General features: G+C 44.3%; 24 protein-coding genes and 3 tRNA genes. 15 read left to right on the top strand and 12 right to left on the bottom strand.

The genetic code is table 11. The features are described 5' to 3' along the window. Positions 1–58: 58 nt before the first annotated feature. From J7649_RS12020 to J7649_RS12005, 4 genes are all read left to right on the top strand, one after another. Complete coding sequence (locus tag J7649_RS12020; protein WP_219308261.1) at positions 59–1,900, top strand: long-chain-acyl-CoA synthetase; 1,842 nt, start codon at positions 59–61, stop codon at positions 1,898–1,900. A gap of 195 nt (positions 1,901–2,095) precedes the next feature. Beyond that, a tRNA-Lys gene (locus J7649_RS12015) sits at positions 2,096–2,171 on the top strand. Positions 2,172–2,191: 20 nt separating this feature from the next. Continuing rightward, a tRNA-Lys gene (locus tag J7649_RS12010) sits at positions 2,192–2,267 on the top strand. A gap of 75 nt (positions 2,268–2,342) precedes the next feature. Further along, positions 2,343–2,418 (top strand) — tRNA-Lys (locus J7649_RS12005). A 182-nt stretch (positions 2,419–2,600) separates the two neighbouring features. On the opposite strand, the gene J7649_RS12000 is transcribed toward J7649_RS12005, so the two are convergent. Next, complete coding sequence (locus J7649_RS12000; protein WP_005245882.1) at positions 2,601–3,290, bottom strand: hypothetical protein; 690 nt, start codon at positions 3,288–3,290, stop codon at positions 2,601–2,603. Positions 3,291–3,533: 243 nt separating this feature from the next. Here J7649_RS12000 and J7649_RS11995 point away from each other — a divergent pair, with 243 nt between their 5' ends. The 3 genes from J7649_RS11995 to J7649_RS11985 all read left to right on the top strand — a co-directional run bounded on the left by J7649_RS11995 (position 3,534) and on the right by J7649_RS11985 (position 6,322). Beyond that, positions 3,534–3,809, top strand: a complete 276-nt coding sequence (locus J7649_RS11995) for a PspC domain-containing protein (RefSeq protein ID WP_004278536.1) — start codon at positions 3,534–3,536, stop codon at positions 3,807–3,809. Between the two features lie 231 nt (positions 3,810–4,040). After that, positions 4,041–4,826, top strand: a complete 786-nt coding sequence (locus J7649_RS11990; RefSeq protein WP_219308259.1) for a sulfite exporter TauE/SafE family protein — start codon at positions 4,041–4,043, stop codon at positions 4,824–4,826. An 83-nt stretch (positions 4,827–4,909) separates the two neighbouring features. Continuing rightward, a complete protein-coding gene (locus tag J7649_RS11985; protein WP_219308257.1) occupies positions 4,910–6,322 on the top strand; it encodes an SLC13 family permease in 1,413 nt (470 codons plus the stop codon). A 638-nt stretch (positions 6,323–6,960) separates the two neighbouring features. Here J7649_RS11985 and J7649_RS11980 read toward each other — a convergent pair. Both J7649_RS11980 and J7649_RS11975 read right to left on the bottom strand, forming a co-directional pair. Then, on the bottom strand, positions 6,961–8,070 hold the full coding sequence (locus tag J7649_RS11980; RefSeq protein WP_219308248.1) for an HPP family protein: 1,110 nt from the start codon (positions 8,068–8,070) through the stop codon (positions 6,961–6,963). A 260-nt stretch (positions 8,071–8,330) separates the two neighbouring features. Next, on the bottom strand, positions 8,331–9,128 hold the full coding sequence (locus J7649_RS11975) for a transglutaminase-like domain-containing protein (protein WP_219308246.1): 798 nt from the start codon (positions 9,126–9,128) through the stop codon (positions 8,331–8,333). Between the two features lie 311 nt (positions 9,129–9,439). On the opposite strand from J7649_RS11975, the gene glyQ reads away from it, so the two are divergent. From glyQ to J7649_RS11950, 5 genes are all read left to right on the top strand, one after another. After that, the gene (gene glyQ, locus J7649_RS11970; RefSeq protein WP_219308244.1) at positions 9,440–10,423 is read left to right on the top strand and encodes a glycine--tRNA ligase subunit alpha; all 984 of its coding nucleotides are present in this window, start codon (positions 9,440–9,442) and stop codon (positions 10,421–10,423) included. Next, positions 10,423–12,492 carry a glycine--tRNA ligase subunit beta gene (gene glyS, locus J7649_RS11965; protein ID WP_219308242.1) on the top strand — a complete coding sequence of 690 codons (2,070 nt, stop codon included), beginning with the start codon at positions 10,423–10,425 and terminating at the stop codon, positions 12,490–12,492. The genes glyQ and glyS overlap by 1 nt, the downstream gene beginning before the upstream one ends. Positions 12,493–12,662: 170 nt before the next feature. After that, positions 12,663–13,397, top strand: coding sequence for an OST-HTH/LOTUS domain-containing protein (locus J7649_RS11960; RefSeq protein WP_219308240.1), 735 nt, complete (start codon positions 12,663–12,665; stop codon positions 13,395–13,397). Between the two features lie 67 nt (positions 13,398–13,464). Beyond that, positions 13,465–13,854 carry a hypothetical protein gene (locus J7649_RS11955; RefSeq protein ID WP_005261664.1) on the top strand — a complete coding sequence of 130 codons (390 nt, stop codon included), beginning with the start codon at positions 13,465–13,467 and terminating at the stop codon, positions 13,852–13,854. Positions 13,855–14,081: 227 nt separating this feature from the next. After that, positions 14,082–14,564, top strand: a complete 483-nt coding sequence (locus J7649_RS11950) for a hypothetical protein (RefSeq protein ID WP_219308238.1) — start codon at positions 14,082–14,084, stop codon at positions 14,562–14,564. Positions 14,565–14,629: 65 nt separating this feature from the next. Here J7649_RS11950 and J7649_RS11945 read toward each other — a convergent pair whose 3' ends face one another. The 3 genes from J7649_RS11945 to J7649_RS11935 all read right to left on the bottom strand — a co-directional run bounded on the left by J7649_RS11945 (position 14,630) and on the right by J7649_RS11935 (position 17,269). Continuing rightward, on the bottom strand, positions 14,630–15,586 hold the full coding sequence (locus J7649_RS11945; RefSeq protein ID WP_085064965.1) for a 2-hydroxyacid dehydrogenase: 957 nt from the start codon (positions 15,584–15,586) through the stop codon (positions 14,630–14,632). 89 nt (positions 15,587–15,675) lie between these two features. Next, on the bottom strand, positions 15,676–15,873 hold the full coding sequence (locus tag J7649_RS11940) for a hypothetical protein (RefSeq protein ID WP_082180547.1): 198 nt from the start codon (positions 15,871–15,873) through the stop codon (positions 15,676–15,678). Between the two features lie 124 nt (positions 15,874–15,997). Next, the gene (locus tag J7649_RS11935; RefSeq protein WP_114542193.1) at positions 15,998–17,269 is read right to left on the bottom strand and encodes a hypothetical protein; all 1,272 of its coding nucleotides are present in this window, start codon (positions 17,267–17,269) and stop codon (positions 15,998–16,000) included. A 113-nt stretch (positions 17,270–17,382) separates the two neighbouring features. Here J7649_RS11935 and J7649_RS11930 point away from each other — a divergent pair, with 113 nt between their 5' ends. Together J7649_RS11930 and J7649_RS11925 are read left to right on the top strand one after the other, a co-directional pair. Further along, positions 17,383–18,159: a class I SAM-dependent methyltransferase gene (locus tag J7649_RS11930; RefSeq protein ID WP_219308236.1), complete on the top strand. Its 777-nt coding sequence runs from the start codon at positions 17,383–17,385 to the stop codon at positions 18,157–18,159. A 15-nt stretch (positions 18,160–18,174) separates the two neighbouring features. After that, positions 18,175–18,762 (top strand): hypothetical protein, encoded by a 588-nt coding sequence (locus tag J7649_RS11925; protein WP_004647351.1) that lies wholly within the window; start codon positions 18,175–18,177, stop codon positions 18,760–18,762. 150 nt (positions 18,763–18,912) lie between these two features. Here the strand turns inward: J7649_RS11925 and J7649_RS11920 are convergent, their stop codons facing one another. Both J7649_RS11920 and J7649_RS11915 read right to left on the bottom strand, forming a co-directional pair. Then, a complete protein-coding gene (locus J7649_RS11920; RefSeq protein ID WP_219308234.1) occupies positions 18,913–20,112 on the bottom strand; it encodes a TIGR03862 family flavoprotein in 1,200 nt (399 codons plus the stop codon). 4 nt (positions 20,113–20,116) lie between these two features. After that, positions 20,117–20,761 carry a class I SAM-dependent methyltransferase gene (locus tag J7649_RS11915; protein WP_219310114.1) on the bottom strand — a complete coding sequence of 215 codons (645 nt, stop codon included), beginning with the start codon at positions 20,759–20,761 and terminating at the stop codon, positions 20,117–20,119. A gap of 84 nt (positions 20,762–20,845) precedes the next feature. On the opposite strand from J7649_RS11915, the gene J7649_RS11910 reads away from it, so the two are divergent. Then, a complete protein-coding gene (locus tag J7649_RS11910) occupies positions 20,846–21,019 on the top strand; it encodes a DNA gyrase inhibitor YacG (protein WP_004278554.1) in 174 nt (57 codons plus the stop codon). Between the two features lie 653 nt (positions 21,020–21,672). Here J7649_RS11910 and J7649_RS11905 read toward each other — a convergent pair. The 4 genes from J7649_RS11905 to murI all read right to left on the bottom strand — a co-directional run bounded on the left by J7649_RS11905 (position 21,673) and on the right by murI (position 25,435). After that, on the bottom strand, positions 21,673–22,317 hold the full coding sequence (locus J7649_RS11905) for an MBL fold metallo-hydrolase (protein WP_219308232.1): 645 nt from the start codon (positions 22,315–22,317) through the stop codon (positions 21,673–21,675). Positions 22,318–22,339: 22 nt separating this feature from the next. Next, entirely contained in the window at positions 22,340–23,353 is a 1,014-nt protein-coding gene (gene hemH, locus J7649_RS11900; protein WP_219308229.1) for a ferrochelatase, read from the bottom strand. 65 nt (positions 23,354–23,418) lie between these two features. Beyond that, positions 23,419–24,447 (bottom strand): DUF4062 domain-containing protein, encoded by a 1,029-nt coding sequence (locus J7649_RS11895; RefSeq protein WP_219308227.1) that lies wholly within the window; start codon positions 24,445–24,447, stop codon positions 23,419–23,421. Positions 24,448–24,562: 115 nt separating this feature from the next. Further along, the gene (gene murI / locus J7649_RS11890; protein ID WP_004729363.1) at positions 24,563–25,435 is read right to left on the bottom strand and encodes a glutamate racemase; all 873 of its coding nucleotides are present in this window, start codon (positions 25,433–25,435) and stop codon (positions 24,563–24,565) included. Positions 25,436–25,458 lie beyond the last annotated feature (23 nt).

The following is a 25,458-nucleotide window of genomic DNA, read 5'->3' as shown; positions in this document are numbered from 1 at the left end:
AGCTCGTCTACTGTATATAAATTGAACGTATCGGATACGAAAAATAAATAGGATTCTCATGACCCAAATGAAACCACACGATCTGATTGGGATTGCAGATGTCGCTGCCAAAATCCCGGCTTTTTTGACCAAAGTGCCCAATTTGCTCACTGGTCTAAGACAGGCATATTTACGTACTCCGAACACACCGGCCGGCCTGGGTCTGGCTTTTGAAAAAGCCACCAAGCGCAACCCGGAAGGCATTGCCTTGCGTTTTGAAGAGCAAAGCTATAGCTATGCTGCTCTCAATGCCTGGGCCAACCAGATTGCCCATTTCTATCTATCCTTGGGCGCCAAGAAAGGTGATGTTGTTGCTGTCATGGTCGAGAACCGCCCTGAGCTGATTGCCAGCGTGATTGGTCTGGCTAAACTGGGTGTGACCACCGCTCTGGTCAATACCTCTCAAGTCGGCAAGGTGCTGACGCACAGTATCAATCTGGTCAAACCGATTGCCCTGATTGTGGGTGAAGAGTGTCGTCATGCAGTCAACGAGATTCGTAATGACCTGAATATTAGCAGTGACCGCCTGCACTGGTTTGCAGATCAAAACACTCAAGCCGATCCGGGTCAGGCGCCTGAAGGCTTTATCAACCTGGCTGAAAAAACCGATCTTGCTCCCAAATTCAATCCATCAACTACTCATTCGGTACAGGGCAAAGACGGGCTGTTCTATATTTACACCTCGGGCACCACCGGTCTACCTAAAGCGGTGATCTTTACCAATGGTCGCTGGACGCTGGCTTATGGCACCTATGGGCATGTGCTGAATCTCAATAAAGATGATGTGATGTACTGTACCCTGCCGCTTTATCATGCCACAGGCATGGTGGTGTGCTGGTGCGGTGTCATTGCAGGGAGCAGCACCCTGGCTATTCGCCGTAAATTTTCGACCTCTTCTTTCTGGAAGGATGTGCAAAAATTTGATGTCTCTGCGATTGGTTATGTCGGTGAGTTGTGCCGCTATCTGATGGATGCTCCCCCATCTGAACTGGAAAAAGGTCACCGCGTGACTAAGATGATTGGGAATGGCATGCGCCCAAATATCTGGGATAAATTTAAATCCCGTTTTGGCATTCAGGAAGTGCTGGAACTGTATGCCTCTAGTGAAGGCAATGTCGGTTTTAGCAATATTTTCAATTTTGACAATACCGTCGGTTTCTCACCCACACCGTATGCGATTATTGCCTTTGATAAAGATAAAAATGAGCCGGTACGGGACGCTAAAGGCCATTGCAAACGGGTGAAAAAAGGCGAAACTGGTTTATTAATTGGTAAAATTACCCGCCGTTCACCCTTTGATGGCTATACCGATCCGGAAAAAAACAAGTCAGTCATCATGCAGGATGTATTTACCCAAGGTGATGCTTACTTCAATACCGGAGATCTGGTGCGCAATATCGGCTTCCGTCATGCGCAGTTTGTTGATCGTTTAGGCGAGACTTTCCGCTGGAAAGGGGAAAATGTTTCTACAACTGAAGTGGAAAACATGCTGACCGAGTATGACAAAATCGTTGAAGCGGTGGTGTATGGCGTAGAAATTCCCAATACCAATGGTCGTGCCGGTATGGCCGCGATTACCCTGCAACCCGATGTAAAATTGGATGATGCAGATTTAGCAGCCATGGCCGCTTGCTTTAAAAAATGCTTGCCGGCTTATGCGGTACCGGTATTTTTACGTATACAACAGCAGATTGAAACTACAGGTACCTTTAAATACCAGAAAAATAAATTGAAAGAGCAAGCATTTGATCCGAGTAAAACCGATGAACGCCTGCTGGTGTTATTGCCAGGTGCAACGGCATATTCGGAGCTCACCGCAGAGATTTTTACCAATATTCAGGCCTATCAATATCGCTTCTAAGTACTGAAGTTGCCTATTTTTTGTTTAGATAAAGCATAATTGTTGTATTTATAATCAAACATGGGCAACTTTGTTATTTTTTGCTTGCGCTGAAATGAGATCTTGCTACAATACGCTCCATCAAACAAAGTGGTGCTTTAAGCTATTTAGCTTGACTTGCACTGCACATTCAAACCTGGTTTGAATGATGGTTCAGGGTCGTTAGCTCAGCTGGTAGAGCAGCGGACTTTTAATCCGTTGGTCCCGCGTTCGAATCGCGGACGACCCACCACTTATTTGATATCCCTTGATGGGTCGTTAGCTCAGCTGGTAGAGCAGCGGACTTTTAATCCGTTGGTCCCGCGTTCGAATCGCGGACGACCCACCATCTTCCGAAAGGATCACGTAAAAGTACACCACACTCTTGCGTCATAAAAATGGTCATCATCATTTTTATTCCTCAGGGTCGTTAGCTCAGCTGGTAGAGCAGCGGACTTTTAATCCGTTGGTCCCGCGTTCGAATCGCGGACGACCCACCATTCTTTCCTTAGAATGTCTCCCTGATTTCCCTTATTATATTTTAATTAAATTGCGATGTTTTGGTCGTGTATTTCTGCGCCCAGATTTTAGGCTCACACGTTCCCACAACTTGCCTTTATTGTCTAATCTAAACAGTATTTGAATTAAGCTTTCTACCAGATCAGCCGATTTTTATCGGGTATTATTCTTGAATATGAAAGGACGTGTCTTTGACCAGTTCATAGGCTTTCGAAGGTGCCGGATAGCCGCGATCAAATAATTCCCGGTTGGTTTTTTCTTTTTCACTATAGATTTTTTCCAGATTCATGACTAAGTGATTTGAATCTTTAATCTTATAGTAAAAGCTCGCCCCTTCTTTACGATTCACTACTATATCGGTACGCTCAGGATTGATAAACCAGCGGTCTTTACGGTAGGTAATATTATGAGCCGTGCTGCTTTTGGTATTATCAATAAATACTTTGCCATACTGTAAAATACTGCGATGCACCGTACCGTCCGGCATTAGAGTCAAAATAAATTCTGCCTTACCTTCAGTACAAGGCGCAAAGCGGCCATCACAGTCGATTTCAGTATGATAGCGACCTATAAACACCTTGGCATCCTCTGGTACAGTTGCCGGGTTTAAATCTGCTTCTACCGGAAGAGTCGCCTGCCCTGCGACCTGAGTTAAGGATTTGGCGCTGACAGTCACCACATCGGCCTTCGTATTGGCAGCGGAAATTTTAACGCCCTCTTCTGAGGTCGCCTGACCTTCCTGTTCAGGTTTGACTTGCTGCTGATCACAAGCCTGCAAAATCACCATACTCCCCAACACCAGGCTACATTTAAAAAAACTGCTTAATGTACAACGTGATACATCCAATTTCATTTTTAACAAACCTAAATAGGAAACATGGCGAGCAAAAAGCACCCAGCAAAGCTGATGAACTTTACACAAGAGTTCAATAGAATTTTCACTATGTTAGTAGCTCTTAGATCTGGTTTTAATCTTTATTAACATTACTTAACGATTTTATTTGTAATCAGCACTTTAAAAAGTTTAAGTAAACTCCATTTCTTTAAGTATGGATCCATTTTAGGATTCAAACTTATTTTTAATCAGGAGATTTTAATGGCCAATGTTGGTTTATATCGCTCTAACCGCTCAAACATGATTGCAGGTGTAATGGGTGGTATTGCTGAACGTTTTGGTTGGAACGCAAATTTATTACGTCTGATTTTTGTGGTGATTTCAATCATGAGTGCCGCATTCCCGGGTATTTTGGTCTATCTGGTGTTGTGGTTAATCATGCCGAAAAAACAGTACAGAATTGATCATGACAGCGTTCATCAACCTCAGGGCTATCAAAATCCTGTGCGTACAGTGAATCAGGATAAACGCTATTAAGCTGTACAGTCATTTTTAACAAGCGTTCTTAACCAGTTTCATCGCAGAGCTTCCTCTTTCACCCCGGTTAAATGGGATGAAATTTTGATGCCACGGTAATTTCCCCAAGTTATCGTGGCTTTTTTTTGCCTATATTTTTTGTTATTTCTTTGCTGTATTACAGCTTTTCACTTTCTTTCTCAGTTGAATTCACGATAAGTTCAAGATTCCAATTTTTGAAATGGATTTCACATGACTCAGGCAGAATGGATGATGCTGTGGCTCTGTGCCTTAGCAGCCCTGCTGCATGGTTTAAGCGGCTTTGGCTTTCCCATGATGAGTACGGCTGTTCTGTCCAGTGCATATCCGCTTAGTATCGCGGTTACGCTTGTCATTCTGCCCTGCCTGCTGCTGAATCTGATCATGCTGAATGCCGATCCTACGCATAGTCTGTTGAATAGCATTGGCTATTATATAAAACGCTATTGGCCACTAATGCTTAGTAGCCTGATCGGCAGTGTACTCGGGGTCAAACTGTTACTTTGGCTAAATGAGGCTTATTTAAAACTGTTATTAGGTCTAGTAATCATATTTTATGTCTTGGACCAATTACGGGCACGGCCTTTGCAAGTTAGTCCGCATATTTCCAGTATGCTCTGTTTTGGTTTACTGGCCGGCATTATTGGAGGGGCGACCAATGCTATGGCACCTTTTTTAATGATGTATCTGATGAGTTGCCAGCTGTCTAAAACAGCTATTGTCATTATCAGTAATCTCAATTTCATTGCCGGTAAACTGATCCAGCTGGTTTTACTTTTTCCAATTCTGATCACACTGGAAACCCATCAACAGCATATTCTGATCGGGATCAGCTTATTCGCCCTTGCTGGTGTCTGGATTGGAGGCAAAATACGCCATCGTTTATCTCAGCAACACTTCAAATGGATTGTCTTGGCTTTACTTTTCGGCTTGGGCCTGTATGCCTTCTGGCAAAGTACTGGATTATTGCAACAATCTGGTTATAGTATCTTTAAATAGGATATTTTTTTAAGCAAAACAAAATTACAAATTTAAAGCTAATATAAAAAATGATGTAAATAAAAATCTTGCAAGGAGAGCATATGACTCAGACCAACCTAGCTACCCCGACCAATGCCATGCCCAAAGGGCTGCTTAAAGGCTGGATTCTTATTTTTGTCGCAGCCATTGTAGCCTATGGCTTATATCTTTACCTGCCCTATGACCAGAATGCCAATAAAGGACTGGCACTTTTAGCCTTTATCGGTATCTTATGGCTGACTGAAGCCATTCATATCACGATTACAGCTTTACTCATCCCCGTGATGGCGGTATTGCTGGCCATGCCAATGGCCTCTGATGAGGAACTGGTTCCGATTACCACACAAGCCGCTTTGGTCACTTTTGCCGATCCTGTCATTTTCCTGTTTTTTGGTGGTTTTGCGCTGGCAACGGCGTTGCATATCCAGAAACTGGACCGGAAAATTGCCATGTGGATCATCTCCATGTCCAGAGGGCATCTGGGCATTTCTGTACTGGCGATTTTTGTGGTGACGGCGCTGCTGTCCATGTGGATTTCCAATACGGCGACTGCTGCCATGATGCTGCCTTTGGCCTTAGGCTTGCTTTCACATATGGATGTCAGCAAGGATCGTAAAACTTTTGTCTTTATCCTGCTCGGCATTGCCTATTCGGCCAGTATTGGCGGACTGGGCACCATGGTCGGTTCCCCTCCGAATGCCATTGCCGCCAAGGCCCTCGGCTATGATTTTGCCGACTGGATGAAAATCGGCTTGCCGATGATGTTCATTATTCTTCCTGCCATGCTGGTCAGTTTATATCTGGTACTACGTCCAAAACTGAATCATAAAATACAATTTTCGACCGAAGATATTCCTTGGACCAGAACCCGTATAGCCACCATGATCCTCTTTCTTTGTACTGCAATTGCCTGGATTTTCAGTAAAAAATTCACTGAAATTTTTGGTATTTCCCAGCCGGATACCTGGATTGCAATTTCGGCTGCCTGTATGGTTGTGATTCTGGGTACCGCAAGCTGGAAACAGATTGCAGAAAATACTGATTGGGGGGTGTTATATCTATTTGGTGGTGGTCTGACCTTGAGTGCCATTCTAAAGGATTCAGGCAGTTCGCTGGTACTGGGTCAAACTCTGGCCAATGCCTTTGGTGATACCTCCCCGCTGATGATTATTTTTGTAGTCGCTACTTTTATTATCTTCCTGACTGAATTTACCAGTAATACCGCTTCGGCTGCCCTGCTAGTACCAGTATTTGCCGCAATTGCGGATCAGATGGGAATGCCCAAAGAAATTCTGGTGATCGTCATTGGTATTGGTGCTTCATGTGCCTTTATGCTGCCGGTAGCCACCCCACCAAATGCGATTGTTTTTGGAACCGGTCATATCCAGCAAAGCGAAATGATGAAAGTTGGTTTTGTGCTGAATATCATGTGTATCTTTATTATTTCACTGTTTATTTACTGGTTCTTTATTTAATCATTACAGCTCTTAAACATCACACCCTCTACAAAGCACACTCCGGTGTGCTTTGTCGTATCAATCGCCTATATGTTGAATCTTTCTCTCATCGAAAAATAATATGCTTTTAACAATGATAAAGATAAAGTCTTTATATTAAAAACATCAAAAAGTAGCAGATAGATAGTGGACAGGATATTTCACTTAATCTCTCAACCGATCCAGAATTCCCCTTGGAAAATGACATTTAACCTCGCGCTTGCACCTCTGATCATAGCTGTAATTTTATTCCCTTATGCGCTATTTCATGAAGCCAGCTCTGGGATTTTCTCCATTTTCAAGAGCCTGTTTTCAGCGCTTTTTATTAGCTTTTTTGTCTGCCTGACTTACTGGGTGATGGTCTTTCCTTTTCTATGAGTGACTCACCTGCTGCTACGCCATTATCAGCTGTTTAATATCCTCACGATTTTAATGAGCAGCATTGGAAATGCTGATTCTAGCTTATCTCTCCTATCATCCGCTCAAAGCTTTGAGTACTCATTTTTTGTTTCTGCTGTGTTTTTCCCTGCCGATGGCACTATTTTACAGTTTTCTCAGCCGGCAAGCTGACCAGAGTTGATCACACATGCTCTGTTAAATTCCGTTTTAATTCGGTTTTAAACTTTCATTTTAAAATGATTCAGCTCCTGATTCAGTGCGGCAATCATATCTGCCCGACTGATAATTCCCACCAATTGCTGCTCGCTCACCACCGGAATATAGTTGAACGAACGCTCGACAAAATACGGCACCAGATCCTGAATGGGTTGTAAAGGCTGCACCGTAATTACCTTACGGGTCATGATATGTTTGACCTGATGCTCCCAGCTGCTACGGACATCAGCCGCGCGCTTGAACCATTCCACCACCTGATACATTGCCAGTGTACCGACCAGTTGTTCATCGGCATTAACGACGGGCAGGCTCATCAGGTTCATTTGCTTGAACTTGTCCAGTGCGTGCTGAATATCATCATTTTCATGCAGGGTTGCTACATCCTTCGTCATGATATCCTGGCAGCTAAATTCATGCACCGCACGCGCATTGGCACGGTTTTGTGCCTCCAGAATAATTTTTTGCAGGTCATATTCACTGATATCCAGCAGCTCGGTGCGCTGATCCAGCACTTCCTGAATATCCTGCGGTTGAATGGTGACTTTCTGGGTCGGCGTCGGATCCTTGGAACGAGTATTTAATTGAGCTTGCTGCGGATAATCCTTGCCAATCATTCGGTTAAAGACAATGGCAATCACCATCAGCAAAATTGAATTGAGCAGTACCGGATAAAATACAAAGGCATAACCCAGTTCATGCACCGGCTGGCCACCCAGCACTGCAGTAATCGCTACGGCGCCACTCGGTGGATGCAGGGAATCCGTGGTCATCATCAGGACGATCGCCAAGGCCACGGCGACACTAAAGGCTTCGGTCGGATTAACTATGAATAAAGCGCAACTCACGCCAATCACGGCAGCAATGGTATTTCCGACCAGAATATTCCAGGGCTGTGCTAGAGGACTGGCCGGCACAGCAAACAGCAATACCGAAGATGCACCCATCGGGGCAATATACCAGGCTTCAAAACCCCCCAGAATCCATAAACTCAACAAGGACGAAACCACCAAACCCAATAGTGCGCCAGCTCCACAGAGCAACCGGTCTTTGAGTGGAAGGACTTTGAAATTCGGTTTTAAGGTATTGAGCCAGTCGAGATGGGAGTGAAACACAGTGCGCCTGATCTTATTGTTCATAGATTTTGGGCATTATAGAGCCAAGCCAGATGAAAGGCATCTGTGTTTTACATCTTTTCATCATGAGTCGATCGAAGCTTTTTAAAACCATAATAATCTCGCTCAGCTTGAAAATACTGATCCTGTTTTTTTTGCAGAACAACCGCTCCCCTATCAATCGCCATTGAAATGGAAAAACCCTTTGTAACCATTTTGCTTAGTATATTTCCAGAACATTTTTATTGTGGCCTGCCTATTCATTCAGGTTTGATCAGGGGCTGGATTTTTAACAGCTCAACCTGACCATAATAGGTTGAAAATGCCACATCTCCGGCATCGACTCCAGTGCCAATCCGAATAAGATTTTCGACCGGCGCCAGACGGGTCGGATCAAACTGCACCCATCCACCATCTAAATAGGCTTCAAAAATGGCATGAAAGTCAGGTAAAAACTTTTCAATTTCTACATAACCGACCACCATGCGTGCCGGAATTCCCAAGGCACGGCACAGCGCAATGCCTAAATGGGCAAAATCACGGCATACGCCTGCGCGATGCACCAGCACATCTGTGGCAGTGGTGAACTGGTCAGAACTCCCCGACACATAAAAAATATTATTATAAATCCACTGTTCGATCGCTTTGACCCGAGTATAGCCCGGTATCATCCAGCCAAATGAGCGTTTTGCCATTTCCAGTAATAAATCCGAATTGCAATAACGGCTGGCCAACAAATAAGGCAATACTTCATCGGGCAGCTCAGGAATGGTTACTTCTTTCATACCTTGCTGAAGTTCCAAAGAGAGGCTCGGTTGACGAACCACTGTCGCCGTATAATTCAGCTCAAAAACCTCACAGGGTTCGACCTGTAGCCGAACATGACGATTTTGATGCTGCGCATCCTGAAATTCATGCCATGTCACAGGCAGGTTAAAGCTGAGTTGTTCTCCGAGAATCTTCTGATCGGAATGATGTGCTGCCTGAAGCATAAAAATGTATTCTGTCGGTTGTACGACCTTGTATTTTAAATGGCATTGAATGTGGTAAATGGTCATAAAGTTCCTTATTTTTAAGCATTATTATATTGCGTGAATATTAAACTAATTTTAGGTAGCAATCGTATGAGATCCGTTGAACTTTATAACTCTCCGGTTAACAGCACGCCATACATCTGATTTATTCCTGATTTTCAGATCAGTCAGCATTGGCCAGCAAAGCTAAAATCACAGTAAGCCTCTAAATGCTGCGTATCCTTTTAGCCTATTTTATTTTTTTCAAAAAAGTATCCACACATTAACCCTTTGCCACTCCCCTGCAAAGTCCTTATAATTGAGCACAATTTTTCTCTAATTTTAAGTGGATGACCATGAGTCGCGCCATATCGCATATTGATACCTTCCAAGGCTTAATTCTTGCCTTACAAACTTACTGGGCGGAGCAAGGCTGCGTCATTTTGCAACCTTATGATATGGAAATGGGTGCAGGGACATTCCACACTGCGACTTTCCTTCGTGCGCTGGGTCCTGAAACCTGGAATGCCGCTTATGTCCAACCATCACGTCGTCCGAAAGATGGCCGTTATGGTGAAAACCCGAACCGTTTGCAACATTATTACCAATTCCAGGTGGTGCTTAAGCCAAACCCGGACAACATCCAGCAGCTTTACCTAGACTCATTAAAAGCGATCGGTATTGATCCTTTAGTTCACGACATTCGTTTCGTAGAAGACAACTGGGAATCTCCAACACTGGGTGCTTGGGGCTTAGGTTGGGAAGTATGGCTCAACGGTATGGAAGTGACTCAGTTCACTTACTTCCAACAAGTCGGCGGTGTTGAATGCTACCCTGTGACTGGCGAAATCACGTATGGTCTTGAGCGTCTTGCCATGTACTTGCAAGGTGTAGACTCAGTTTACGATTTGGTTTGGACCAAAGGTCAGTTCGGTACGGTGACTTATGGCGATGTGTTCCATCAAAATGAAGTGGAACAATCGACCTATAACTTCGAATATGCCAACGTTGAAAAAATGTTTGAATTGTTCGATTTCTACGATGCTGAAGCAACACGTTTGATCGAAGCGAAACTTCCACTTCCTGCATATGAGCAAGTCGTGAAAGCATCACACAGCTTCAACTTATTGGATGCGCGTGGCGCGATTTCTGTGACTGAACGTCAGCGTTACATTTTACGTGTACGTACATTGGCACGTTCTATTGCGACCAGCTATGTAGCAGCACGTGCGGAACTTGGTTTCCCAATGGCAGAACCTGCTTTACGTGATGAAGTGTTGGCACAGCTCAAAGCACAAGTTGAAGCAGAAGCAAAAGTTGAATCTAAGGAGAGCAAATAATGTCTAAACATACAGTATTGTTCGAATTAGGCTGTGAAGAACTTCCACCAAAAAGCTTAAAAAAATTACGTGATGCACTTCAAGCAGAAACGGTTAAAGGCTTAAAAGATGCTGGTCTTGCATTTGATGCGATCGAAGCATACGCAGCACCACGTCGTTTGGCTTTGAAAATCGTAAACGTTGATGGCGCGCAAGCGGATACTCAAAAACGTTTTGACGGCCCTGCGAAACAAGCGGCGTTTGATGCGGAAGGCAACCCAACGAAAGCACTTGAAGGCTTTATGCGTGGTCAAGGCATCACGGTTGATCAAGTATCGACGTTCCAAGCAGGTAAAGTTGAAAAAGTCTGCTACCTAAAAGACTTGAAAGGTCAAAGCCTTGACGTTTTACTGCCACAAATTTTACAAAATGCCTTGGACAACCTTCCAATCGCGAAACGCATGCGTTCTGCGGCGAGCCGTACTGAATTTGTACGTCCTGTGAAATGGGTTGTGTTGTTAAAAGACAACGATGTGGTTGATGCGACGATTCAAGATCACAAAGCGGGTAACGTAACTTATGGTCACCGTTTCCATGCACCTGAAGCGATCACGTTGGCAAATGCAGATGCTTACTTAGATGCCCTTCGTAGCTCTTATGTAGTAGCTTCTTTTGAAGAGCGTCAAGCAATCATCGACCAGCAAGTTAAAGCATTGGCTGATGAAGTAAATGCGATTGCGATTGTCCCTGCTGACCTGCGTGACGAAGTGACTGCACTGGTTGAATGGCCTGTTGCATTACGTGCCAGCTTTGAAGAACGCTTCCTTGCTGTTCCTCAAGAAGCATTGATCACCACGATGCAGGACAACCAAAAGTACTTCTGCTTAGTAAATAGTGACAATAAACTTCAACCGTACTTCATTACTGTGTCAAACATTGAGTCGAAAGACCCGACACAAATTATTGAAGGTAACGAGAAAGTGGTTCGCCCACGTTTGTCAGATGCTGAATTCTTCTTCTTGCAAGATCAAAAGCAACCGCTTGCATCGCGTAAAGAGAAACTTGCAAACATGGTGTTCCAGGCAGAGCTAGGTACACTTTGGGACAAATCGACACGTATTGCGAAACTGGCTGTCGCATTGGCTCCAATCACTGGTGCTAAAGCGGAAGATGCTGAAAAAGCTGCCCTGCTTGCAAAATGTGACTTAACCTCTGAGCTTGTAGGTGAATTCCCAGAACTTCAAGGTATTGCGGGTAATTACTACGCACGTCTTGAAGGTGAAAATACTGAAGTGGCTGAGTCTTTAGGCGAGCAATACTTACCGAAGTTCGCTGGCGACGTTTTACCGAAGACAAAGACAGGTACAACGATTGCCCTGGCGGATCGTTTAGATACATTGACGGGTATTTTCGGGATCGGTCAAGCGCCTACAGGTTCTAAAGACCCGTTTGCACTTCGTCGTTCTGCGATTGGTATTTTGCGTCTTGTCACTGAAAACGAGCTTGATGTGTCAATTGAAGACCTGATCAAACTTGCTTTAGCTGCTTATGGCGATGTATTGAAAGATCACGACAAGACTTTAGCTGATGCTGTTGCATTCCTTGAAGGTCGTTACCGTGCGAAATACGAAGACCAAGGCGTTGCGGTTGATGTGATTCAAGCTGTTCAAGCGCTTTCACCAAAATCTCCGCTTGATTTTGACAAGCGTGTAAATGCAGTCAACCACTTCCGCGCCTTGCCTGAAGCGGCTGCGCTTGCTGCTGCCAACAAGCGTGTTGCGAATATTCTTGCAAAAGAAGCAACACCTGAAGGTGCTGTGGTTGAAGCGAATCTGGTTGAAGATGCTGAGAAAGCATTGTTCGCTGAACTTGCGAAAATCACGCCTGTGGTTGAGCCGTTATTTGCTGCTAAAGACTACACTGCTGCGTTGTCTGCACTTGCTGCTCTTCGTGCGCCAGTGGATGCATTCTTTGACGGCGTAATGGTGATGGCTGATGATGCTGACCTGAAAGCAAACCGTTTACGTATGCTTGCTCAGCTTCGTGATTTGTTTACCAAAGTGGCTGATATTTCGGTGCTTCAGCACTAATCCATAACTTCTTGTAAGTTAGAGAAAACCCCGCTATAAATTAGTGGGGTTTTTTTAATATATTTAGAATGCAAAATATCGACGAAATTAGAGAAAGAATTTATTCCTTACTTGGAAAACACCTTATTCGTTTTCAAACAATAGAGATGAGACTAAAAAGCCTCGTGAAGATGAATAGAACTATTATTTCTAAACCCAATGATCTACCACTGATTATAGAACCATCTGTACAAAATCAAACATTAGGTGGTTTAACTACAAAAGCTTTAAACTCATTGTTTCTCGTGAATCCCTCAGAGGAAGATACGATCATTCCTGAACCTGAAGATGCTCTTCGTCTAGATATGAAAGTATCTTTTAATTTATGTGAACACAGTCATCATAAGCTAAACAGCCACCTACAAGAATTTGTTAAAGATCGAAATTTCATAACACATCACTTTCAAGAAAAATATAATTTATCCAATCTCGATGAATCCAAAGCAGCTGTTGATTTTTTATTAACTTTGGAGAAAAAGCATAAGCCTTTTTTAGATCAATTTGATCAATATTGTTTGACGGCTCAAAAAAGCTTAGAGACTCAAATTAATTTTTTAAAATCCAATCTGTTTAAAACACGTTTCCTCTTCCCTGCAGATGAAATTTATAAAGAAATTGAAAGCTTAATCATTAATAATAAAAAAAATGATGGTTGGATTTCACTGACAACCGTAGGCATATCGATTAATAAAAAATTTCCTGATGCTAATCAAAAAATCAAAATGGAATACGGATTTAAAAATCTTAATGATTTAATTCTTAATACAGGGCTATTCTTACTTAAAATCGAACCTACACTTAAAGGTGAAAGAATACTAATTCAGGTAAACAATGGTGAAGCGATATTTGAATTAATTGAAAACTAGTTTTTATAGCCATTTTTCATTCAAATCCCTATACTCACCCTAACAACACTCAACAAGAAAGAATCATATGAAATTTAAAGCTCTTATTTTGACGGGTCTTGCGAGTATCGCAGTTACAGCTTGTACATCTGCACCAAAAATCCCACAGCTTCAGGTTGGCGTCTTGCAAGAAGTCCAAAACCTCGAAGTGGTTCCAGCCACAACCAACAACAAGGCCAAACTGACCAAATTCCTCGATAAATGCGTGATTGAATTCACCGGTGATATTGGCAATAATCGTGTCATTGAACAATGGTCATTTAAAGGCATGACTCTAATCGATGCCGGCTCAGCGACTTTCCAGCGCGACGGTACTAGCACTGCACAAAAATTTGACCTGCACGATGCAGGCGTACAAAAGAACTTTGTCAGCTTACGCGAACATTTCGCCAAAGATGCGTTGACACAATGTGACTAAAAAAATCGCCCTGTTTCTAGTCTAAGAACAGGGCTTTTATTTTGCTAAAAATCAATCCAACAGTTCGCCTGATATCTACTGCCTTTCTTTAAAATTACAATATTCCGGCACAGATCCACCTGAAAGCCCTGCACTCTTCACAGGATATTCATTGTTTTTGACCAATTATCCGTTACACTGAAAAACAAACTCAGACCGCACTTAGACGAATTCGAGGTCGATCCATAATGAATATCAAAACCCCAATTATTTTAACGACAGCTTTAATGCTTTCTGTTCCAGCATTCGCACAAACCACGACTCAGTCTGCTAAACCGGTTAAGCCTTATGGTGAAAATCCGAACCTGCTGCATGTCTTTGCTTATAAAGCACAGGAAGGCGTGATTAATACTGCTGAGAAAGTCGGTGAAGCAACGGAAAAAGGCATTGCCAAAATCAAGCCGGGGGTAGACCGGGCCTGGAGCAATACCAAATCTGCAACCTCTGATACACTGCAAAAAGTAGATCAGGGTGCAACTCAGGCAGCCCAACAAACCGGTCAGAAAATCCAGCAGACCAAAGAAGTCTGGCGTGGCAATTCACAGCAGGCGCCTATTGTTCAGCAGCCTTTAAGTGAGTCCTCTGGTGCCCCACAACAAACAACCACCCCACAAATGCAGCCTCAATCTGATTCAGGTTCAGCCACCAGTTATGCGGTAACCGATTTATAAAAAAAGCCCGTGATGGGCTTTTTTAATTTTTAGAAAATAAAACTATTACCTTGTATCGACGCGATCTATGAATTGACCTGTCGAATCGGCTGACCCTGTTTAAATGCTGCTACATTTTCGACCATTTGATCCACAATCCGTTGTCTTGCATCGACACTGCCCCAGGCATTATGCGGTGTCACAATCAGGTTGGGAATCGTAGAGTCGAGCAGCACATTGCCCTGTTTCGGTGGTTCTACCGTTAGAACATCTGTCGCTGCACCGGCAATCTTGCCTGCACGCAGAGCCTCAGCCAATGCCGCTTCATCGACAATTCCGCCACGCGCACAGTTAATTAAAAATGCGCTGCTTTTCATTGCATCCAGCTCAGTATGACTGATTAAATGGTGGGTATCTTCAGTGAGTGGACAATGCAAAGTTAAAAAATCGACTTGAGGAAGTAGCTCGGCAAATGGCGCACGAGATGCATCCGCCGGACGATTTGGCAGCGCGGCAATAAGCACTTTCATGCCAAAGGCTTCGGCCAGTTTCGCCACCGCATGGCCCAGTTCGCCATAACCCACAATGCCCAATGTTTTTCCGGCCAGCTCGACAATGGGCGCATCCAGCAAACAGAACTGACTGGCTTTTTGCCATTCGCCTTGTTGTAACGCACGTTGGTAAGACAGGAATGAAGTTGCCAGATTCAGCATCAACATGATGGTATGCTGCGCGACTGCCGAAGTGCCATAAGCCTGACAGTTACACACGACGATCCCTTGCGCTTTGGCCGCCTCAAGGTCGACATTATTGGTGCCGGTTGCAGAGATTAAAATGAGTTTGAGTTGAGGGCATTGCTGAATCGTAGCTGCATCGATCATCACCTTATTCGTAATGATAACATCGACATCAGCTACACGGGATGCAATCTCGGCAGCCGAGGTCGCCGGATACAAAACCAGTGGATCAAATGCGGCATGCAGTGCCTGAAAGTCTAAATCCTGCTGGTCTAAAGAAGCATAGTCTAAATAAACGGCTTTCATGGCTGTTCCCTCAATCCTGTTTGACAATTTATGTCTGTCATTTAAAACAAGTCATTGAGTCTTTTCAACCCGTTTCCAGCCTGATGCAATTAATCCAGCGGTTTATCCATATGATTACGTAGTGACTTGCGGATACGATACACCACATACACGGACAGAATAATCATAAAGATGATGGACGCACTGACCATGATCACTGCAGGATGCACAGTTTCTGCATGCGCCAGATTGGGTAGAACCAAACCGAAGATAAAACATACTTGCATCATCCGAGTCGCTTGCATCATAGAGATCCCCTTCTTCGTTTCAACCATCGGGAACGATATAATTGGTTTATTATTTATACCGCTTATCTCTATATTATGCCAAGCTCATCACAATTCAAGTAATTGTTTTTTATAAAAATTTTAGTTAATTTATCTCGCTGTGCGTCACAAACTGCGTATTTTTGTCACTATCGTTGATAAAAGCAGCAGCACCATACTCATTGGTACTCAGATTCAGCTGCTTATAGCTAAACATATAAAAATCGCTATAACGCTTCATTAAAATCGGGTGCATACCCAGACTGAGCTCATCCTGTTCCTTGATCAGTTTCATGATATGCCGGTCGTTCATCACCACCAGATAACGTTCATCATTCAGGTTAATGCTCAATAAACCATTACCTTTGGCATAAATCGGAATCAGGAATTTATGGTTCAGGGCAATTGCGCCTTCTGCATAACTTTCGATTTTATGGCTGATGACATTAAATACCAGACCATGCCCATACTGGTCCAACAGCAACTGACGATTTTCCTGCGGCAAATTCACATGAATGCCCAGTTTGAGCAGGTCATGCTGATCAACCTGTTTATTGCGTAACAGTTCCCGCAAAATCACCTGTTTCTGGCTGGCATCAAAAAACTGGTTATCCAGTTGCAGATCGTTATTTTTCAGAATGTGTCCTAAGGCCATCCGGTGTCGTGGCAAGACATTTTCAATCACCTTGCGATAATAGAACTTGCTGTTTTTCTTGACCCGACGCATTTTCTGGTAGAAATAACTCGGCTCATAGTCATGTACCAAAAAGTCATAGAGCAATTCGGAACTGGCCAAAACTGCGATCGCATCATGGCCGGTAAAAGGCAAATGCAGCACATGATGATGTGGGATTAGTGCCTCTAATTTCAGATAATGGGCACGATCTTCGGCACAGTAGGGATCATACACAATAATATATTCACAGGCGTTGTCGATATCTTCGGCCGCAACCCGCATATTGGAATTCAGCTCTGGCTGATAGAACATGTTATAGCGGGCATCATGTACATCTTCCGGATCAATCGAATATTGCGGCACCATCGCCACCACCCGTTGCACGCCCAAGGCACGGGAATATTTGATCGCGGCATAGCCACCCATCGAACCGCCATACGCAATACGCTGCTGAAACGGCGCAATCAGATCTGCGATGGCTTGCAACATGTTCCACATGGAACCTTGCGGAAACCAGGATTTATGCTTGGGCATAATACCAAGCACATTAAACTCGAATTTCGCCAGTGACTTTTCTGCATTGATGTTGAGGCCCTTGGCACGGGTAATCAAATCGCCAAATGAAAAAATCAGTTCTGAAGAAGATCCCGGCATAAAAATCGCGCGTATATGTTCATCTTCAAAAACAATCTGCTTGTCCATAACTTTCCCATGCTGGTAAATCGAACCCTTCCACAACAATTCAGTCAATGAACGCTGTCAAAAAAGTGAATATGCTATTTTATATCGATCAAAAAGATTAAAAAGCGCAAAATATGACACAATCATTACATCCTGCAGCAAAACGGGGTTTTAGTGCGTCGGCTGAGCTCTATCAGCAAGTGCGTCCCGATTATCCGGCAGAAATCAGCCAGTGGCTGAGTGAAACGCTGGCTTTGCCTGCAGATACGCATCTTTTGGATTTGGGCAGCGGCACCGGCAAGTTTATCCCCTATTTACGCCCGCTCAGTAAGCACATTATCGCGATTGATCCTGTCCCGGAAATGCTGGCTCAATTACAACAGGCGCATCCGGACATTCATACTCTTGAAGGCGTTAGCCATCAACTTCCCCTGCCTGATCATAGCCTGAATGCGGTATTTTGTGCACAGTCATTTCACTGGTTTGCCGATTCTGCTACCTTACAAGAATTAGATCGGGTACTCAAACCGCAGGGTTATCTGGTGTTAATTTGGAATCAGCGCGATACTCGGATCGACTGGGTTCAGGCCTTGGCCGATTGTATTGCCCCCTTGGAAGGCGATACGCCGCGCTATCATAGCGGCACCTGGCGCGAGGTCTTTGCACAGCAAACGCTATTTCAGCCCTATGCAGAAACCACAATGACCCAGCAACAGCATGGCAGTGTCGAGCAGGTGGTATCCAAGCGGCTGCTCTCGACTAGTTTTATTGCAGCCATGCCTGAACAGCAGCAGGCACAGTTAAAACAACAATTTGAACAGATCATCCAGCAATATACAGCCAAAAGCGCAGAGGAAATGATCGATTTTCCTTATGTCACCCATATCTATGTGTTCAAGAAAAGTAATTAAAAACAGGAGGCGATCATGCATAAAATACCAGGAATGACACGAACGCTGTTGTTCGCTGCGGCCATGCTGCTGATGGCATGTGACCAGAAAACGACCGAAACTCCGACTGAAGCGACAACAGATAATACGGCTTCAGATCAAGTCATGCAGGAACTGAAAACCGAGCCACTGAAAGACTTCCCTAAAACTGCTGATGATCCGCATGATATTGCTGCATTGACGGATTATGAACAGCGCTTTCAGGAAATGAGCAGCGACTTGGAAAAAGAATTAAACAGCATGCGCGATGATGAAAATATGACAGAAGAATTTGTCCAGCAACGTCAGCGTGATCATGTCCAGTCAGCATTGAATATGTTGAAGGCTTTAGAACTGAAAACCGAACAGGGCCGTTATATTCAGGGCTTAATGTATCAATACTGGGAACATCAGGACAAATTACTCAATACTCCCAAGACTCAAGCTACACCCGTGAATGAAGCCAGTGAGAATGTCAAAGGTCTAGGGAAATATCTACACGCCCAAGAACAACTGGAACGCTGGCGTTCGCAATATCCGGATCTCGCCAAGAAAGAACCCGCTTCCCGGCAAGTGAAGGAATAGTCTAGGATGCTAGATTGGCACACAGCTTAGATAAAATACAAAAATAATCTAAGCTGAACTGGCAGCTTTAAAACAGCGTGAATGAACAAGGCCGGATCTGTTGAGTCTGCATTCAGTATAAATACTAGATCATCCTAGCTATAAAATGACTTAATCTGCTGTCAGAAACTGATGCACACCTTCACCCGCTGCACGCCCTGTGGCAAAACAGGCTGTCAGTAGATAACCGCCGGTCGGTGCATCCCAGTCCAGCATTTCTCCGCAAAGAAATACATGTGGGTTAGATTTCAATTGTAGCTGTTCTGACAACACTTCACGCTTGACGCCACCCGCACAGCTAATCGCCTCTTCAATCGGGCGGAAACCTGTGAGTGGAAGGGTCAAATGTTTAATTTTTTTGGCTAATGCAGTAGCATCTTGCCATACTGCTTTGTCTAGCAATTCCCGTACTAAAGCCGCCTTAGCACCGTCCAATCCGGCTTTACGCCAGACATTAGTTAAAGACTGCTTCTTACTTGGCTGTAATTTTTGCGCAAGCTGTTCGATGCTTTGATTTGGGAATAGGTCCAGATGCAGCTGCATAGGCTTCCCCTGTTTTAGTTGCTCGCGTAAGCCACGACCCTGCTTATAGATCAGACCACTTTCCAGACCATAATGACTGATCACGATATCGCCGATGGTCTTTTCACCTTGCCCTAACCATGCTGCAACACGTTTCAGCGGCTGACCAAAGACTGGCTGCATAAATCGAGACCAGGGATATTCCACTCCGGCATTACTGGCCTGGAAAGGCTCAATTTCATCCAGCTTTAACCAGGCTTGCCATGCCCCATCACTACCCAACGCTGACCAAGACACTGCACCACAAGCCAGAATAATGGCATCAAAATGTTCAGTGCGATGTTCATTATTTTTCAGATCATGTAGCTCAAGCTGTTGTTGCTCTAACTGGCTGACTTTATGCCGGTAATGAAACTGGATGCCATCACTAGCCAAACGCTTGAGCCAGGCACGCAGCAAGGGCGCGGCTTTCATCTCTGTGGGAAATACCCGGCCGGACGAACCGATATAAGGTTCAATACCGAGCTGTTTCATCCAGTCTTGAATCCAGACCGCATCCCACTGTTTGATCCAAGGGGACAACCACTCCACCTGATCATAACGTTGTACAAACTGTGGCACAGGCTCAGCATGGGAAATATTCAGGCCGGTCTTTCCTGCCATCAGGAATTTTCGCGCGGCAGACGGCTTTTGCTCATAGACATGCAACTCATAATCAAACTGACTGAGCACTTCTGCTGCCATTAAGCCTGCAGGGCCTGCGCCCACAATAGCAATGCGTTTGCTCATCTGATTATTCCGCGACGGTGGCATTCTGCCCTTGCAAAGGCTGGAAATCATCAAAGCGCGTTACATATCTTTCAGGCTTGCTGATGATCAGTTGCTGGCATAGTTCACCGCGCTCCAGATATTTAATTTCAAAATGGGTACGCGCCGAATCTGCAGCAATCACTTCTTTGACAAAAGGTAGCTTCCAGAGCTCTCGCACTTGTATTTCTGCTTCTTCGATATAGGCAGGAATATTACTGGCCAAAGTAATCGTTCCCCCGGTTTTCAGGCGGGAAAGTAGAAACTCAAAAAATGGCATATTGACCCAGCGCTGTGCCGGATTATGCGGTTCAGGATTTGGATATAAAATAAAGAATTGTTCGACCTGCTGCGGATACAGTGCATGCACGATCCACGGTAAAGCATCGGCATGAACGGTTTGTAAATTAGTTTGACCCTCAACAGCATGCTGTTTTTGCATCGCCAGAAATTTTTCACGGGTACGTTCAATTGCAATCAGTTGAGTGTCGGGATTGTTCTTGCTGAATAACAAGGCATGTTTACCTTTACCCGCTCCCACTTCGACGCAGACCGGTTCAGGACTGATGCTTTGAAAATCACGGGGCGCATGCATACGCTGTGCTTGAAATTGACGAATCGGCATAATCAGATCAAACTAATAAAAACCGCATAAGTCTAACAAGCGCGGCTATATTTGCCTAATCGAACCTTTATTTTTCTTTGGAGTCGTCCCATGCCTACCACTTTAAACTGTCCGCGCTGTGGCAAGCTGACCACATGGGAAGATAATGAATTCCGTCCTTTTTGCTCAGAACGTTGCAAGATGATTGATCTGGGGGCTTGGGCCAATGAGGAATATAGTTTGCCCACCCAAGATGCACCGCAAGCCGATAACAGCGAAGAGTAAAATGCTAGATGATCTTTATGTTTAAATCATCCAATCCGAGGTTAATCCAGTTCAGTGATTAACCTTGAATATATAGAATAAAAAATTTTTCTTATCTCTTTAGATAAAAATGATCCCTTATTAATCCTACCATCTGCTTCATTTTTTTATGGGAAATATCTATCCCTTCTTCTTAATTGAATATGTCCTTATATTTAACTTCGATCCATAAAAGCGCAAAATTACTAATTTCATAGCAAACGAAAAATTCAATTATTTATCAATAAAAAACAACAACTAATATTTTTTAGGCTATAATAAAACTATAAAAAAGCTTATAGATATTTCTTAATTACTACTGTTCAAATAGCGACCTATTCGGGCAATCAAGCGTAATAACTATAAATATTAAAAAAGTCATTCATACAGGGGAATGCCATGGGGCTTTGGTGCTTAAAAATCTTATTTTTTCTATTTGTCGGCTTCAGTCTGGTGAGTTTGAGTTTAGGTATCTATCTTTTCGATCTTATTATCATTGCGATTGGCATTTTACTGATTCTGGCGGCTATTCTGGTTGTGCTGGAATTAAGACAGTTACATAGCGGGCCCTTTCAACGGAACTGATCTTTCAACGGGACTGATAAAGCAGGCTCACCAATCCCGGGTACAAAGTTTCAACCCGCTTGACTTGCAACAAAAGGATTATGCTGCTTTTCAAAACCAATGGTGCTGATCGGCCCATGTCCTGAAATGAATTGGGTTTCATCTGGCAGGCTGAAACATTCTCGCTGAATTGAATCTAAGAGCTGTTGATGGTTGCCACGCGGGAAATCAGTCCGGCCAATCGAGCCTTTAAACAATACATCCCCTGTCCATAACAAGTCATAATTTTTGTTATAGAATATCACGTGACCCGGCGTATGGCCTGGAGCAAAACGTACTTCAAATTCTTCATTGCCGAGTTTGAGCACTTCTCCACCTTCCAGCCATTGGGTCACTTCGACTTTTTCCGGAATCGGAAAGCCATAACGTGCAGAAACTTCCTGAATCATGTCGAGCCAGAATGCATCTTCCTTATGTGGTCCGATTACTGGGACATTCCAAGCCTTTTTTAATGCACCCACCGCACCCGCATGATCCAGATGACCATGAGTGAGCCACAAGGCTTTAACCGTTAAACCCAGCGCTTCAACTTCAGCTTTCAGTTTTTCAGGTTCGCCCCCTGCATCAATCAAAATGGCTTCTTTAGTATCCATATCCCAAACGATGGAACAGTTTTGCTGAAATGCAGTAACTGGAACAATTTTGACTTGTAACATGGATTGAAAAACCTCGGGCAAGTTAATGGGCAAGTGTCTGTGTCAATGCATCCAGATTAGCCTGAAGCAGACTATTGAGCAATCGCAAATGATCTTCACGGCTATTTAAAGCAGGAATATAGCGATAGCTTTCACCGCCGAGTGCTTTAAATGTCTCGGCATTTTCGATTGCCAGCTCTTCAAGCGTTTCCAGACAGTCCGCGGAAAATGCCGGACTCATCACCTGAATTGATTTCACCCCTTGCTTGGCCCAATCTTCGAGCAAAACATCGGTATAGGGCTTGATCCACTCCTGTTTGCCAAACCGCGACTGAAAGCTGATCGCATATTGATCTTCATTTAAACCTAGGGCTTTAGCCACCAGTTTGCCTGTGATGCGACAACGGTCGGCATAAGGATCGCCTTTATCGGCATATGGCTGTGGAATACCGTGGAAAGACATTAACAGTTTTTCTGGTTGACCATGAATTGCCTGATAATCACGTACACTTTGAGCCAACGACTGGATAAATAAAGGATGTTGATAATAATCCCGGATCACTGTCAAACCGGGTAAATTACGCTGTTTAACCACCCATTTCGCCACAGCATCGTATAGAGGTGCAGTCGACGTGGCAGAATATTGTGGAAACAGGGGAAATAGAATCACGTGTTCCTGTGGCTGCGCGGAGACCTGTGCCAAGACATCCTGAATATTGGGATTGCCATAGGTCATGGCAGGTACCACATTCAGTTCAAACTGTGGATACAGCTGGGTGAGATGCGTCTTGACTGCTGCGACCTGCTCAAACAGAATTTCACGCATCGGTGAATCCTGTCCCCATACTTGTGCATAAGCCTGTGATACCCGCTTTGGACGGAAGGGTAAAATGAATAAGCGCAGAATGATTTGCCAAATCGGTTTGGGAATCTCAATCACACGCTGGTCGGATAAAAACTGCTTGAGGAAACGGCGTACCGCTGGAATCGTAGGCTCATCTGGTGTGCCCAAGTTTGCCAATATAATCGTCACTTTCGCTTTAGCAGTAGAATACATTCAGTTCGTCCGTCAGGATATCAACCCCTGTACTTTAACAGCTTTTTATTTATTCTCTCTATGGATTAATACGCTGACTTATATTGAAAAGTGCGATCTAAATCCAGCAAGCTGCTGTCCAGCAACTTTTGCGCTTTTGGCGTGATCTGCCACAGCATGCGCTGTCGGTCATCACGACCGGATGGCACAATCCAGTCATTCTGGCGCATTTGAATTTTTAAACTATGCAAGGCACGGATATTCATCTGGGCACGCGCCACTGCATGTGCACGCGGCATCTGCACCCGTGCATCCTGCAAACCGGTTTCATTCAGATATTCATTCATGCGCTTCGAGAAAAATTCCTCAGGGGTCGGATTGACAAAGGTTGAACCCAGCAACGCCAACAATTGTGCCCAAGTCAGTTTTTTCTGGACTTTAATTTCCTTGAAGTTACCATCCTGATAGGCATGCATCCGGTATTCAAAAGAAAAAACTTCATGCATCGCCACTTTGGGTAAACTCAGGAATGGATCAATTTCTGCAGTTCCGCCATCACGTTCCAGTTGCGCGACTTTGGCTTTCAGCTGGTCAATCTCGTCATGCAGGGCTTGGGTATTTTGCGGGCGTACCCAGCCGGTCACCGGATAGCGCTCCAGCATTTGTGGCATGTTAAAACGCACTGCCATTTCCAGATCGCGCAGGCTACGGTAAGTAAAGACCTGATCGACTTCCTGCTGTAACAGTTGACGGAATTCCTTGAATTTTTCTTTTAATTCCGGTTTGGCATCATGCAATGCACTTTCACGTGATGCCGGATCATCATGCATAAACACAATAATCGGTTTTTGCTTGGTCACTGCATAAATATATTCGAGATGCATATAGCCGACACCCGATACCGACTGCTCCCCATACTGGCTGCCCAGCAGAATGACGACATAATCACAATCATCAATCTGGCGGCGTGCAAATGCAGTATTCAGCGGTGTACGCTGTTCCAGTCCCCACGAGAAAAACCCCATTCCTACCAGTGTTTGAGACAGAATGATACGCTCCGGTTGCATTTCTGCCCCAGAGGTTGAGATGAACACTTGGTACCGTTTATCCAGCATGGGCTATCCTCTTCTCCTGTACATTTGCGTAAAAATGCATTATCACATGCTTCTTTACCCAATATGGCCACCCCAAAATCAAAATATCTTTCTTCTTAAATTATAAAAATGAGTTTTAAACTGCACTCATATTACTGACCTGCCATTTTAAATCGGCCGGAATCAGGTGCTGCAAAATCGGTCGGAGCTGTTCAGCATTCTGCCCACTCACCACCAATTCAATTTTCACGCTTTCTTTAGACTCATGCTCAAATAATAACCCATTTTTAATTAAAATTCGGGCCGTTTGTCTTGCAACCGCGAATCCTGAGTCAATTAATGTCAGCTTTTGACCAAAAATATACTGAATTGACGATTTTAGGAAGGGGTAATGTGTACATCCTAATACTAAATAATCAGCGCCCTGATCTACAACTGGTTGTAAAATCTCTTTTAATGTCTGCAAACAGGCTGCACTCATCTGCTCTCCAGCCTCAACAAAAGGCACCAGATCCAGACTGGTCACAGGCAGGACTTTGACTTGAGCCGGTTCGGCAAAACGGGAAATGACATCTTTAATCAGTTGGCCGCGGAAGGTCGCGGGCGTGGCCAATACCGCCACCGTTTTCGACTGGGTATTCAGGACCGCCGGTTTAAGCGCGGGGACTAAACCGATAATCGGAAAGTTTTCACCATAATAGTCACGCAAATAATCCAGACTAAAAGCGGAAGCGGTATTACAAGCCACCACCGCAACTTTACAACCTTGACGATAAAGCCATTCAATCGCCTGAGCCGTCAAGGCACGAATTTCCTGATCATCTCTCGGGCCATAAGGCACATGCGCAGTATCCGCATAATAGACAAAGCGCTCATTGGGCAAATGGCGGGCAATTTCCAGGGCGACTGACAAGCCGCCTACGCCTGAGTCAAAAATACCAATCGGCGCATCTGCCGTGGCATTGGGCATCGGGTCTAATAGCTGGGAAATTGGTTGAATAGCGCTCATAACGTTGCAGGTAGCTTGTTTGA

The organism is Acinetobacter lwoffii (assembly GCF_019343495.1).
Lineage (GTDB): Bacteria > Pseudomonadota > Gammaproteobacteria > Pseudomonadales > Moraxellaceae > Acinetobacter > Acinetobacter lwoffii_P.
The sequence above is the reverse complement of the archived record's forward strand: the minus strand, read 5'-3'. Positions and strand labels throughout refer to the sequence as shown.